Here is a 12899-nt window from a genome sequence, read left to right on the forward strand (position 1 = left end):
GCAGGCCCGGCGCCGTTGGCCGTCGCGCCACCGTTGGCGGGCGCGGTCCCGTTGGCGGGCGCGGTCCCGTTGGCAGGCGCGGTCCCGTTGGCAGGCGCGGGATCGGGCGCGGGGCCCTCGGCGGGGGCGGCGAGCAGCCGTTCGACCAGGCCGGTGGTGTGTCGTCCCTGGCGGAACGCCGGGTCGCGCAGCACCCGCCGGACGAACGGGATGGTGGTACGGACACCCGGGCCGGCCACCTCGAACTCGCCGAGCGCGCGGTCGAGGCGGTCGAGCGCGCCGTCCCGGTCCGGCGCCCAGACCGCCACCTTGGCCAGCAACGAGTCGTAGTGCGGGCTGACCAGGTAGCCGGCGTGGCCGTGGGTGTCGACCCGGGTGAACGGGCCGCCGGGTGGCCGGAACCGGTCGAGCCGGCCGGGCGCGGGGGCGAAGTCGCGGTCCGGGTCCTCCACGTTGACCCGCGCCTCGACGGCCACCCCGCGCAGCCGGATGTCCTCCTGCCGCAGGCGCAGTGGCGTACCGGCGGCGATGTGCAACTGCTCGTGGACCAGGTCCACGCCGGTGACCAGCTCGGTGACCGGGTGCTCCACCTGGATCCGGCAGTTGATCTCCAGGAAGTGGCCCTGTTCCGCCCCGTCGACCAGGAACTCGACGGTCCCGGCGCCGGTGAAACCGACCGACAGGACGCCGCGCAGCGCGGTCTCCGCGAGCATGTCCAGGGTGGACGGCTGCAGCGCCGGGGCGGGTGCCTCCTCGATCAACTTCTGGTGGCGCCGCTGCACCGAGCAGTCCCGGGTGCCCAGGTGCACCCCGTTGCCGTGGCCGTCGCAGAGCACCTGCACCTCGACGTGCCGGGCGTCGGCCAGGTAGCGCTCCACGTACACCCGGTCGTCGCCGAAGGCGACCTGGGCCGCGGCGCGGGTACGCGCGTATGCGCGGGGCAGCTTGGCCGCGCTGTGCACCACCGTCATGCCACGCCCGCCCCCGCCGGCCGCCGCCTTGATGATCACCGGGTAGCCCACCTCGGCGGCTACCTCGAGCGCGTCGGCGACCGTCGGCAGCGTCTGCACGGCGCCCGGCGGCAGCGGCAGTCCCGCCTTGCTCATCAGCGCCCGGGCGGTGGACTTGTCGGCCAGCGCCGACATCACCTCCGGCGGCGGACCGATGAAGGTCAGCCCGTTCGCCGCGCAGATCTCGGCGAAGTCGGCGTCCTCGGAGAGGAAACCGTAGCCGGGGTGCACGGCCTGCGCACCGGTCTGCCGGGCGGCCTCGACGATCGCCGCGGCGTTCAGGTAGCTCTGCCGGCTCGCCGCCGGTCCGATCCGGACGGTCTCGTCGGCCAGCCGCACCGGCAGCGAGTCGGCGTCGGCGGTGGAGTGCACCACCACCGTGCGCACACCCAACTCCCGGCAGGCGCGCAGCACCCGCAGCGCGATCTCACCCCGGTTGGCGATCAGCACCTTCTCGAACATCAGCTTCCTCGCGTGGCTTGCGGTTCCAGGGCGACCAGCGGCTGGTCGTACTCGACAGGCTTGCCGTCCTCGACCAGCACCTCGACCACCTGTCCGGCCTGGTCGGCGGTCACCTCGTTCATCAACTTCATGGCCTCGACGATGCCGACCACCTGGCCCGGCCGGACCAGGTCGCCGACCGCGACGAAGGGAGCGGCACCGGGCTCCGGGGAGCGGTAGAAGGTGCCCACCACGGGCGCCCGCACCGCCAGCCGGTCCGGCCCGGACACCGGCTCCGTGGCCGGTTGCGCCATCGGCTCCGGGTCGGCGCGCGGCACGGGCGCCGGCTGGGCCGGACCGTGCCACTCCACCTCCAGCACCGTCTCGCCGCTGCGCAGCCGGACCCGGCGCACCGGGCCGGCCAGCTCGGCGACCAGCTTGCGGACGTGCCGGCGCAGCCCGGCCAGCACCTCGTCGGGGGCGTCGCCGCTCATCGGTTCACCCCCGCGGCACGGGCCGCGCCGAAGCGACGGAACCGCTGCCGGCGACGGCGGACCAGGGTGGCCGGCGGCACGTCGAGCAGCGGGCCGAGATTCGCGGTCACCGCCCGGCCCAGCACCTCGGCCGCGCTCACCGGGTCACCGTGCGCGGCGGGCTCCGGTTCCGGCACCACTTCGTCGACCACGCCGAGCCGGCGCAGATCGGCGGCGGTGAGCCGCAGCGCGCGGGCGGCCTGCGGCGCGGCCGAGCTGTCCGGCCACAGGATCGCGGCGCAACCCTCCGGGCTGATCACCGAGTAGACGGCGTGTTCGAGCATGAGCACCCGGTCGGCCACCGCCAGCGCGAGCGCCCCGCCGCTGCCGCCCTCGCCGGTGACCACCGCGACGACCGGGGTGGGCAGCATGCTCAGCGCGAGGATGTTCTCGGCGATCGCGGCCGCCTGCCCCTGCTGCTCCGCGCCCACCCCCGGGTCGGCGCCGGGGGTGTCCACCAGGGTCACCACCGGCAGGCCGAGCCGGGCCGCGAGCCGCATCAGCCGCAACGCCTTGCGGTGCCCGGCCGGGCTGGCCATGCCGAAGTTGTGCGCCACCAGCTCGGCGGTGGTGTGCCCCTTCTGGTGCCCGATCACCATCACCGGCCGGCCCTCGAGCCGGGCCAGGCCACCGACGATCGCCGGGCAGTCCGCGCCGAGCCGGTCACCGTGCAGCTCGACGAAGCCCTCGAAGGCGGTGTCCAGGTAGTCCAGTGTGGTGGGCCGGCCGGGGTGGCGCGCGGTGCGTACCGTCTCCCAGGCGTCCCGCTGCCGGCCGGCCGCCGTCGCGGGCGCGACGACGCCCGCCCCGGGCGCCGGTCGCGGCGCCGGCACCTGCCGGGGTACGGCCACCCGCCGGCGGGCAGCCTGTGCCGCGGCGAGCAACGCGGTCAGCCGGCCGCGCAGCGCGTGCCGGGGCACCACCATGTCGACCTGCCCGTGCCGCAGCAGGAACTCGGCGGTCTGGAAGCCCGCGGGCAGCGCGGCGCCGGTGACCTGCCGGATCACCCGGGGGCCGGCGAAACCCATCCGCGCCCCGCTCTCGGCGAGCACCACGTCGGTGTTGGTCGCGTAGGAGGCGGCCACCCCGCCGTACGTCGGGTCGGTGAGGACGCTGACGGTGAGCAGGCCCGCCTCGCGCAGCCCGGCGAGGGCCTGGCTGACCGTGGCCATCTGCATCAACGACAGCGCCCCCTCCTGCATGCGGGCCCCGCCGGAGGCGGTGACCAGCACCAGCGGCACCTCGTCGGCGAGCGCCCGCTCGGCGGCGCGGGTGATCAGCTCACCGACCGCGCAACCGAGGCTGCCGCCGAGGAAGCGGAAGTCCATCACCGCCAGCGCCACCGGGTGACCGCCGATGCGGGCGGTGCCGCACAGCACGGCCTCGTCCAGCCCGGTGGCGGCGCGCGCCGCGCCGAGCCGGTGCGGGTACGGCACCGCGTCGACGAACTCGATCGGGTCGACCTGGACGGCCCGCTCCGGCAGCGGGGTGAACGAGTCCGGGTCGACCAGCTGCGCCACCCGGTCCGGCGCGTCCAGCCGGGCGTGCGAGCCGCACTCCGGGCAGACGTCGAGGTTGCGGCGCAGCCGCTTGCGGTACAGCAGGGCGGCGCAGCCGTCGCAGCGCGACCAGAGCTGCTCGTCCTGCGGAGCGGTGGTGGTCATGGCCGCCGCCCCGGCGCGTCGTACCGGTAGAAGCAGTGGGCCATGGCGTCCTGCGGCGAGCGCCAGTCCGGCAGGTACGGCGAGATGTACGGGCGCAGCCGGTCGCTGACCCGGACGAACTCGGGATGCCCCCGGGCGTCCTCCACGGCGCTCCCGGCAGGTCGCTCCGTCTCCAGGAGGTGGACGTAGAGGTCGTGCAGCCGGTAGAGCGACCGGTGGCGGACGCCGACCAGGCCGGGCAGTTCCGTCGCGTCGGACGCGGCGAAGATCTCGGCGACCCGATCCTCGGCGGTCGGCACCACCTTGGCGACGATGAGCGAACGGTCCATGGAGAGCCTCCCCTTGGGTGCGAACCCCGGCGCACGGCGCGGCCGGTCCCGCTGGACGACTCCGTCACCGTCCCGCCGGCACCGTCAACGCGGCGTCACCTGTGGCCCATCCGGTGCGAAATGTCGTGACGCTGCGTTGACGCACCCTGTGCGGCAGCTATCAGAAGATCCACTTAGGGAAATCTCATTCCGACACTTTTTCGCAGTTCAACGCCGGTTCTTGCGAGGGGTGTGGACAGTCGCATTTGGCACGACGTCTGTTGACCCAGAGTAATCATAGTTGGTAACGTTCGTTGCGGTCAGCCCGGCTGCAGCGGTGCCAGCCGCCGCAGCGGGAGCCGTTCCGACACCGGAGTCGCGGGCACCGCGCCGGGCAACATGACAGTCGGAACGAAGGTTCCGGTGCAGGGGGTGCGCCCGTGACCGGTGAATCGAGGACGCCGACGGCCGGAGATCCGTCCGCGCCACCGGTGTCGTTGCACCTGCTCGGCGGCTTCCGGCTGCTGCACGACGACGTGCCGGTGGTGGTGCCCCGCGGGCTGCAGCGGGTCATCGCCCTGATCGGGCTGCGCCCCGGCGCCACCCGCAGCCACCTGGCCGGGCTGCTGTGGCCGGAGACCTCCGAGGAACGGGCGTTGTCGTCGCTGCGTACCGCCCTGTGGCGGTTGCGGCAGGACCCCTGCTGCCCGCTACTCACCGACGGTGACACCGTCCGGCTCGGCGACACGGTCCACCTCGACGTCGACGAACTGGTCGACACCGCCGCCCGCGTCCGGGACGGCGAGGCGCCCCGCGCCGCCGTCAGCGCCGGCCGCCACGACCTGCTCCCCGGCTGGTACGACGACTGGGTGCTGCTGGAACGCGAACGGCTGCGCCAACTGCGGCTGCACATGCTGGAGGAACTCGCCGGCAACCACCTCGCCGCCGGCCGGCACGGCGAGGCCCTGGAGGCGGCCCTGGAGGCGATGGCCGCCGAACCGCTCCGGGAGACCCCGCACCGCCTGGTGGTCCGCATCCACCTCGCCGAGGGCAACGCCTACGAGGCGGTGCACGCCTTCTACGTCTACCGTGACCTGCTGCGACGCGAGCTGCGCCTGGAACCGTCCGCGGCGATGTGCGCGCTGCTCGACGACACCCTCGCCCCGATCCGGCGCGCCTCCCGGCCCGAGCCCCCGTCCCGCCGGTCCGACCGGAGCAACCCGCCCGGCCGCCCCTCCGGTCCGCCGTCACACCGCGGCCCGACCGCGCCCACCACGCCCGGCCCGCGCTGACCGGACACACCGTACGGACCCGACTGCCGCGCGTCACGACCAGCATCACCGATCGACGACCGATCGTGACGGACAGATGACAGCCGACCCGGCAGGGTGAGCGCACACGGTGTCCGAGGCCCCGGCCGCGCGGGGACGGAGGCATCGCCGGCGAGAGGGGACCCGATGAGTCGACTGTTGGTCGTCAGCCGGATCGTGCCGGGGGCGGAGGGACGGGTCGCGCAGATCTTCGCCGAGTCCGACGCGACCGACCTGCCGAGCCTGACCGGCATCCGGCACCGGTCGCTGTACAGCCTGCACGACCTCTGCGTCCACCTGATGGAGATCGCCCACGTCGATCCGGACGCGGCGGCGGGCGTACGCAACCACCCGCTCTTCCGGCAGGTCAACCAGCGACTGTCGGCGCACACATCGCCGTACCTGCCGACCTGGCACTCCCCACGGGACGCCGTCGCCGGCTGCTTCTACAGCTGGGACGCCGCCGACGCCCCCGCACCGGGACCGGCCCGCTGACCGCACCGCGGCGGCGGGCGTGACCGGGCGCCCCGGACCCGAAGGCACCAGGGTCCGGGGCGCCCCTGCCGCGGCACACGCTCGGTCATCCCACCGCCACCGTTCGGCATGAACCGTCCCACCACCGACGAAAGCCGCGGACCGCCCTGTCATCCCCGACGTACGTGTGCGAAGCTGCCCCGAGTTTTCTCACAACTTTCGTTCACGTACTGAGGAGGAGGTTGGCCGTGTCGTCGAGTTTCGCGCTATGGCTGGTCGGGATCCTGATTGTGGTGACGGGCCTGGTGATCTGGCGGGTGCTGACCGGAGGCCGCACCGCGGAGCCGGCGGCGTCCACCGTGGAGGACGAGCCTGCCACCGTCACCGGTGAGCAGGAACGGCCCGCCGCGGTGACCGAGGAGCCGGCCCCGGCCCAGGAAGACAGCAGGCCGGCCGCGCCGGTCACCCAGCCGGCCGGCTCCGTCCCGGCGGTGGCGGAGCCCGCCGCCGAGAACGAGCCGGTCGCCGTCGACGCCGAGCCCGTCATCACCGCGACCGAGCCGGTCGCCGCTGAGATCGAGCCCGTCGCCGTTGAGACCGAGCCGGTGGCCGCCGACGTCGCCCCGACGCCGGACGAGACGGCCACGCCGGTGGCCATCCCCGCGCCGCGCACCTCGGTCGAGAACACCACCGCGGCCGCGGCCGAGCCCGTCGCGACCCCCGTCGCCGCACCGGCCGACCAGGCCGACGATTTCCGGCAGATCCAGGGCATCGGGCCGAAGATGGCCACCGCGCTGCAGGCCGCCGGCATCCGCACGTACCAGCAGCTCGCCGAACTGGACGAGGCGGCGCTGCGGGAAACCCTCAAGGCCGCCGGAGTGCGCGCCGCGCCGAGCGTGGCGACCTGGCCGCAGCAGGCAAAGGTGCTGGCCGGCGCCCGCGCCGAGGCCGAGGCGGTGCTCCCCTGAGCGCCCCCGCAGGCGCCTGAGCACACCCGGGCCGATGGTGACACTGCGTCACCATCGGCCCGGAGCGGCGCCGCTCGGGACGGCGTCAGCACCCGCCCCGGACACCCCGGCGACGTAGCCGCCGCGTCCCGAAAGGGTGCATCGGAAAGCGCGAAAACGGACACAGGTCCGGGCCGCCGTGACTACCGTCGGTGAAGGGCCGGCCGGCCCGCCGCGCCGATCCCGCCACCGCAGGAGCAGTCCGTGCCCTCCGCCACGCCGGAGCAGCCCGCCCACCGCCAGCCCCCGGTCCGCGATCCCGAGTCACCTCGCCGGGTGACCCTGCTGGAGCTCTTCTTCGACCTGGTCTACGTGGTCGCGCTCGCCCTCATCTCGCGCGGCCTGTACGCCGAGGTCACCTGGGAACGGGCCCTCCAGTCCCTGCTCATGCTGATGGCGATCTGGTGGACCTGGGCCATCACCACCCTGGTCACCGACATGTACGACCCGCAGCGCCCCCAGATCAAGCTGCTGATCGCCGTGGTGATGTTCGGCGCGCTGCTGATGACCGCCGCCGTCCCGGACGCCTTCGGCGCCAGCGGAACGCTCTTCGCCGGCGCGTACGTGGCGATCCACCTCGGACGCGGGCTGTTCCTCATGCCGGCGGTCCGGCACGACCGGCAGGCCCAGCGGCGGGCGGCCCGGGTCTTCCTCTGGTTCGCGGTCTCCGCCGTGCCCTGGCTGGTCGGGGCCGTGACGTCCGGGCACGCCCGGGAGGCGCTCTGGGCGCTGGCGTTGGGCATCGACTACCTCGGCCTCCGGCTCGCGTACCCGGTGCCCGGACTCGGGGTGGTGCCCGAGTCGCAGCGGGAGGTCACCGCCGAACACCTGTCCGAGCGCTACCAGCAGTTCTTCATCATCGCCCTCGGCGACTGCATCCTGGTCATCGGCACGATGTTCAGCCTCGACCACTCGGAGGCGGAGAACATCGCCGCGTTCGGGGTCGCCTTCGTCACCACCCTGCTGCTCTGGCGGATCTACGTGCACAAGTCCGGTGAACTGCTGCCGCAGGCCATCTCCGGGTCGCGGCAGCCGAGCCGGTTCTTGAACACCGCGCCGTACACCCACCTGCTCATGGTGGCCGGGGTGGTGACCACCGCGGCCGGCTTCGACCTGGTGCTGCACGAGCCGACGGGACGTACGCCGCCGGCCTGGGCGGCGATCATCCTCGGCGGGCCGGCGATGTTCCTGGTCGGCCGCAGCATCTTCGAATACGAGGTGTTCAGCCGGGTGTCCCGGTCCCGCCCCGGCGGGCTGCTGGCCCTGCTCACCATCGCGCCGGTGGTGCTCTTCCTACCCCCGCTGTGCGCGGCGCTCGGCGCCATGCTGGTGCTGGCCGGCGTGGCCGTCGCCGACCACCTGCGCAGCCACGGCCGGCCACCGGAGGATCCGTCCCCGCCGACCTGATCCGGCGTGCCGGGAGCGGCGCCGCTGCGGGCCGCACCGGGAAATCGCAATGGTCGAAATCGGCCGCACCGCCATCGCGGCGCCGTTTGGCCGCTCACCCGCGCGGGGTACATGGACTCCACCTCGAATACGCCACAACCCCTCGGAGGCACCCCATGCGCGGCTCCTCGATACTCGGCGTCCTGGTCGTCATCTGGCTCATCATCGGCGCGATCGCAGCCGGTCAGCGCGGCTACTACGGCAACGACGAGACCAACTGCGCCGAGGCCGGCACGATCTTGGTCACCATCGTGGCCGGTCCGCTGAACTACGTCGGCGCCAATCCCAAGGTGGACTGCAAGCTCCCCGAACCGTCCAAATAGGCCACTCCCCTTCCGGCCCGCGCCCGCTCCCCGGCGGCGCGGGCCGCTCCGTGCCCGCAGCGGCCACCGCCACCTCCGATACGGCGTCCTAGGAGGCTGGGTTTCCGGGGCGTTGGACGGGCCGCGCGCCCCGGGGCAGGCGCGGGAGGCCGGCTCAGCCGCCCACGTGGATGCCGGGGCGGTGCGCGGGGTCGGGCTCGGCCTTGCGGATGATCTCCCGGACCACCGGCGGGGTGTCGCCCCGGCCGAGGATCAGGTAGCGCAGCAGGTGCGCGATCGGGTTCCCCTCCGACCACTCGAAGTGGGCGTGCGGGCGGACCCCGGTGGCGTCCCGGAGCGCGAGCAGGATCGCCGCGATCGCGTTCGGCACCGCCGGGCTGCTGGCCCGCAGCACCCGGTACCCGTCCACCTCCACCCCGTGCACCCGCAGCACCTGGCTGAACTGGGACGGGTCGATCACGTCGATCTCGAGGAAGAGGACGTCGGCCTTGCCCGGCACCGGGTTGATCGTCCGCTGCGCCCGCTCCTTGGCCCGGTATTCCTGCACCGTCCCGGTCTGCCGCTTGTTCGCGACGAGGTGCAGCCGACCGTCGTACGCCAGCGAGTCGGCGATGAACCGGCGGGCCGGCTCGTCGAACTCGATCCGCTCGGCGCGCAACTCGGTGGTGCGGGTGACCCGGGAGACCAGCGAGACGACGATGATCCCGAGGATGAAGAACGCGGAGATGGTGATGCCGTCCGGCTTCTCGATGACGTTCGCCAGCAGCGCGTAGAGCAGCACCAGGGTCAGCACCGTGAAGCCGACCCCGGCGACCCGGTGCCGGACCCGGATCGCCGAGATGGCCACCGCGATCGAGCCGGAGAACATCATCGCCAGGATGCCCGTCGCGTACGCCCCGGCCTGGGCGTTCACGTCCGCCCGGAAGGTCACCGTGATGGCGATGCTGATCAGCGTGTAGACGAGGACCACCGGGCGGACCGCGCGGCCCCACTCGGGCGCCATGCCGTAGTCCGGCAGGTAACGCGGCACGATGTTGATCAGCCCGGCCATCGCCGAGGCGCCGGCGAACCAGAGGATCAGGATGCTGCTGATGTCGTAGATCGTGCCGAACCCCTCGCCCAGGTGCTCGTGGGCCAGGAAGGCCAGCGCGCGTCCGTTGGCCGCGCCGCCGGGCTGGAACTCCTTGGGCGGGATCAGCACGGTGGTGACGAAGGTGGTCGTGACCAGGTAGACGGACATGATGAGCGCCGCGGCGGTGAGCAGCTTGCGGGTGTTCCGGATGCGGAAGGCGAGCCGCTCCCGCGGGTCCGCGCCCGCGCCCCGGACCAGCGGCATCATGCTGACCCCGGTTTCGAAGCCGGAGAGACCCAGCACCAGCAGCGGGAACGCCAGCACGGCGGGCCCCACCAGGTCGCCGACGCCGGTGACCCGGGCGGTGAGGAGGTCGAGCCACCCGCTCAGCACCTCCGGGTGGGCCGCCACCTCACCGAGCCCGACCACCACGACCACCGCGTTCAGCACCAGGAAGACCGCGACCAGGGGGATCGCGACCTGCACCGCCTCGCTGAAGCCCATCAGGAACACGCCGCCGAGGATGAGCAGGAGCACCACGGTCACCAGCACCGCGGCGGTGGCGTCGTGCGGGAACGACGCCGGCAGGTAGGGGTTCTCCAGCAGGTGCACGGTGGCGTCGGCGGCGGAGAGGGTGATCGTGATGATCCACGAGGTGGCCACGAAGCCGAGCAGGATCAGCACGAAGATCTTGCCCCGCCAGAACGGCAGCAGCCGCTCCAGCATGGCCACCGAGCCCTGCCCGTGCGGGCTCTCCCGGGCCACCCGCCGGTACATCGGCAGCATCCCGAACAGGGTCAGCGCCACGATCAGCAGGGTGGCCACCGGGGAGAGCACGCCGGCCGCCAGGGCGGCGATGCCGGGCAGGTAGGAGAGGGTGGAGAAGTAGTCCACGCCGGTCAGGCACATCACCTGCCACCATGGGTGGGCCGTGGCCTCCGGCTCGAGCGTCTCCGGGCCGACCGGATGCACCCGGTGCTGGAACAGCCACCGGCTCAGCCGGTTGCGGGGCCCCGCCGGCCGGGCGTGGCTCGGCACGCACTCCGGGATCCGCGCCGGCGTCCGGCCGGTGCCCCGGGCCCGGCCCCGGTCGCCGGCCGCGTCGAGCCCGCGCTCCTGGCCGTGTCCCCCGTCGCTCCGCCGCCCCCGCCCGCGTCGCGGCCCGTCCCGCCCGTCCGTCATGTCCACCCCTCGGCACCTGCCCCGACGGTAGGCGGTACCCGCCGTGCCGACCGGCGAACCCGGCAAGCCGGAAAGATCGGCCGGACCGGACGGGACGTTCCGTCCGGTCCGGCCGGCCCGCTCAGGCGATGCCCCGCAGGGCGCGGACCAGCCCGTCCTGATCGATGACGGTCACCGTGACGCCCGGGTGGCGCGGCCAGGGCCCCGCCGCGGTCCCGGACCGGCGCCGGTGGTCGGCACCGCGCCCGGGGCCGCGCGGACGAATGCCGCTCAGCCACCCGGGTGAAGGTGAGGACGTGCCCGTGCGGCCCTTGCTGTCGGTACGGCGACGACGCCTATGCGATTGCTCTCTTGCGTTGATCGCGGCCTTTGAGGTGGAGTCGAGCGACTCGCTGCGACCCTGACGTCATTCGGTGGCGCTGCGGATCACGGCACCGCCGGATCAGGGTGCTCGGCCCGGGCTCGCTCCGCCGCATCCTCCGCGATGAGGTTGTTGTCCGCCAGGAATTCGATCGCACGCCGGAGGGCGCGCGCGTTGTGGAGGTCCTGCCACACCGGCACCAGGTGCGGGTACTCCTCGTACAGTTCGTTCCGGAAGCGCCGGAAGGCGCCCCTGCCGTCGATCGCTCGATGCAGTCGTCGGCTGGCGCGCTCGTCGCTGAGCAGGTCGGCGAAGTCGACCATGTCCTCGTACCACACGTAGGACGGCAACGGGTCGATGGGCACCACATCGAGTTCGTCGAGGTCGACGGGTGTCTTACCATCGATGCCGCCATCGGCGGTCCACAGCAGCACCTCTCCCGTTGCCGGGTCGATCAGCCACCGGTGCTCGTACGCGCTCTGGTCCTCCAGCGCAGTGGCGATCTCCTCAAGGTCGAAGTCGTGGGGATCGCGCATCCGTTCCGCCTTCGCCGGCCGTGGCAGTTCTCAAGCCATCGAGAATACGCCGCGGATCACGCTTGGGTGGATCACGTCGTTCCGGTTCCTGGACCCAGGCTCGTGCCGTTGAGCACTTTCACGAGGGAGGCCGGTTCGCGACCGGCCAGTTCGGTGACGCGTCGGAAGTCGCTACCCACAGCCCTAGCGGAGGGACTCGAACATGCCCGCCACGCGTAGGTCCGCCATGGCTCCTCGCCGAGGCGCAGCAGCACGCTGGCGAAATTGGCCGTCGCGGCGTCGGCGTACCCGACGACCGAGGCGGTCGCCTCGACGGTGAAGCTCTCCGGCCCCGTCACGTCGTGGTGCCCGTTCGTGGGTTCCCACAGTGCCAGGGCGGCCAGGCCGCACGCCACGTCGCTTCGTGCGACAAGGGAGACGCGACCGTCGGCGGCCGGAAGCACGGCCCGTCCCGTCGGTGCTCGTGCAGGCCTGCCTGATCAAGCCGAGGAAGAACTCCGCGAACCGGCCAGTGCGCGCGACGGAGTACGGGAGGCCGGAGGCGCGGAGCAGCCGCTCGGTATGACCCAGCGGGCAGCAGGCCTTGGCAATATCGCCAGCCGCTCGCGTGGAGGGTCGCGCTGGCCGCCATCGCCCGAACCAGCAAATCCCAGTCGGGCCGAGGCAATTTCCGGGGGTGCCTCGCCAGGTAGTCGAGGTTTCCATCGTGGCGTACTCGGCGTAAGAACCCCTGGGGATCCCTAAGAAGCATTAGGGAGTCGGGGCGGGTTGATCTTGCCGATGGGTTCGTATCGGATCCTGTTTCCGCAGCTCAGCCACCTGACAGGGCGGATCGGCAAGGCTCGTTTGGGGCCTCGAATCGCCGACGCCCCCAACCGAGCCCCCGATGCCGCACCCAGCCGAGCCCCCACACGCGAGCTGACAACCACGGGCCAGCTCGGCGGCGACGAGCGCCCACGACAGGCCCCTTTTCGACCGCTCGCACGGGTCGCCGCACAGCCCGCAGGCCACCGCGACGGTCGCGGGATTCCACACCGCTGCTGCACCCTTGTCAGCCTCCGTCAGGGCCGACACAGCCACCGACCCGAACGTGCCCTCGGTTCTATGGAGACCAGCTGCTTGGCCCACCCGTCGGGTCAGGTCCTGTCAGGTCCTGTCAGGTCCTGTCAGGTCGGGTCAGGTTCTGTCAGGCAGCGGGCTTGCGGACAGCAGCGCCCGCTCGCCTCACAGAC

At 73.0% G+C, this 12899-nt stretch carries 11 protein-coding genes and 1 pseudogene; 5 read left to right on the forward strand and 7 right to left on the reverse strand.

What is annotated here, in order from left to right:
- Positions 1 to 128: 128 nt before the first annotated feature.
- The 4 genes and pseudogenes from ACY34I_RS29850 to ACY34I_RS29865 form a co-directional block, all read right to left on the reverse strand.
- Positions 129 to 1472: pseudogene (locus tag ACY34I_RS29850) on the reverse strand (acetyl-CoA carboxylase biotin carboxylase subunit); the annotation flags it as partial.
- Complete coding sequence (gene accB / locus ACY34I_RS29855; RefSeq protein WP_462758393.1) at positions 1472 to 1945, reverse strand: acetyl-CoA carboxylase biotin carboxyl carrier protein; 474 nt, start codon at positions 1943 to 1945, stop codon at positions 1472 to 1474. The gene accB and the pseudogene ACY34I_RS29850, both read right to left, overlap by 1 nt.
- Positions 1942 to 3648: an acetyl-CoA carboxylase carboxyltransferase subunit alpha gene (locus tag ACY34I_RS29860; protein WP_462758394.1), complete on the reverse strand. Its 1707-nt coding sequence runs from the start codon at positions 3646 to 3648 to the stop codon at positions 1942 to 1944. The genes accB and ACY34I_RS29860 overlap by 4 nt, the downstream gene beginning before the upstream one ends.
- Positions 3645 to 3977: a TcmI family type II polyketide cyclase gene (locus ACY34I_RS29865; RefSeq protein ID WP_148799492.1), complete on the reverse strand. Its 333-nt coding sequence runs from the start codon at positions 3975 to 3977 to the stop codon at positions 3645 to 3647. The genes ACY34I_RS29860 and ACY34I_RS29865 overlap by 4 nt, the downstream gene beginning before the upstream one ends.
- A 419-nt stretch (positions 3978 to 4396) precedes the next feature.
- On the opposite strand from ACY34I_RS29865, the gene ACY34I_RS29870 reads away from it, so the two are divergent.
- The 5 genes from ACY34I_RS29870 to ACY34I_RS29890 all read left to right on the forward strand — a co-directional run bounded on the left by ACY34I_RS29870 (position 4397) and on the right by ACY34I_RS29890 (position 8516).
- Positions 4397 to 5248 carry an AfsR/SARP family transcriptional regulator gene (locus tag ACY34I_RS29870; RefSeq protein ID WP_462758395.1) on the forward strand — a complete coding sequence of 284 codons (852 nt, stop codon included), beginning with the start codon at positions 4397 to 4399 and terminating at the stop codon, positions 5246 to 5248.
- 165 nt (positions 5249 to 5413) lie between these two features.
- Entirely contained in the window at positions 5414 to 5761 is a 348-nt protein-coding gene (locus tag ACY34I_RS29875; protein ID WP_148799496.1) for a TcmI family type II polyketide cyclase, read from the forward strand.
- 227 nt (positions 5762 to 5988) lie between these two features.
- Entirely contained in the window at positions 5989 to 6708 is a 720-nt protein-coding gene (locus ACY34I_RS29880) for a helix-hairpin-helix domain-containing protein (protein ID WP_462758396.1), read from the forward strand.
- Between the two features lie 243 nt (positions 6709 to 6951).
- Positions 6952 to 8154: a low temperature requirement protein A gene (locus ACY34I_RS29885; protein WP_462758397.1), complete on the forward strand. Its 1203-nt coding sequence runs from the start codon at positions 6952 to 6954 to the stop codon at positions 8152 to 8154.
- 155 nt (positions 8155 to 8309) lie between these two features.
- A complete protein-coding gene (locus ACY34I_RS29890) occupies positions 8310 to 8516 on the forward strand; it encodes a hypothetical protein (RefSeq protein ID WP_148799502.1) in 207 nt (68 codons plus the stop codon).
- A gap of 154 nt (positions 8517 to 8670) precedes the next feature.
- Here ACY34I_RS29890 and ACY34I_RS29895 read toward each other — a convergent pair whose 3' ends face one another.
- The 3 genes from ACY34I_RS29895 to ACY34I_RS29905 all read right to left on the reverse strand — a co-directional run bounded on the left by ACY34I_RS29895 (position 8671) and on the right by ACY34I_RS29905 (position 12110).
- Entirely contained in the window at positions 8671 to 10770 is a 2100-nt protein-coding gene (locus ACY34I_RS29895) for an APC family permease (protein WP_462758398.1), read from the reverse strand.
- A 426-nt stretch (positions 10771 to 11196) separates the two neighbouring features.
- The gene (locus ACY34I_RS29900) at positions 11197 to 11667 is read right to left on the reverse strand and encodes a UPF0158 family protein (RefSeq protein WP_462758399.1); all 471 of its coding nucleotides are present in this window, start codon (positions 11665 to 11667) and stop codon (positions 11197 to 11199) included.
- Between the two features lie 71 nt (positions 11668 to 11738).
- Positions 11739 to 12110, reverse strand: a complete 372-nt coding sequence (locus ACY34I_RS29905; protein ID WP_462758400.1) for a Rossmann-fold NAD(P)-binding domain-containing protein — start codon at positions 12108 to 12110, stop codon at positions 11739 to 11741.
- Positions 12111 to 12899: the final 789 nt, after the last annotated feature.

It is taken from the genome of Micromonospora sp. RTBAU3-60 (assembly GCF_054963695.1).

Coding starts and splice junctions, on each gene's coding strand:
- accB (WP_462758393.1), bottom strand. CDS start 1,945: ATGAGCGGCGACGCCCCCGACGAGGTGCTGGCCGGGCTGCGCCGGCAC.
- ACY34I_RS29860 (WP_462758394.1), bottom strand. CDS start 3,648: ATGACCACCACCGCTCCGCAGGACGAGCAGCTCTGGTCGCGCTGCGAC.
- ACY34I_RS29865 (WP_148799492.1), bottom strand. CDS start 3,977: ATGGACCGTTCGCTCATCGTCGCCAAGGTGGTGCCGACCGCCGAGGAT.
- ACY34I_RS29875 (WP_148799496.1), top strand. CDS start 5,414: ATGAGTCGACTGTTGGTCGTCAGCCGGATCGTGCCGGGGGCGGAGGGA.
- ACY34I_RS29890 (WP_148799502.1), top strand. CDS start 8,310: ATGCGCGGCTCCTCGATACTCGGCGTCCTGGTCGTCATCTGGCTCATC.
- ACY34I_RS29895 (WP_462758398.1), bottom strand. CDS start 10,770: ATGACGGACGGGCGGGACGGGCCGCGACGCGGGCGGGGGCGGCGGAGC.
- ACY34I_RS29900 (WP_462758399.1), bottom strand. CDS start 11,667: ATGCGCGATCCCCACGACTTCGACCTTGAGGAGATCGCCACTGCGCTG.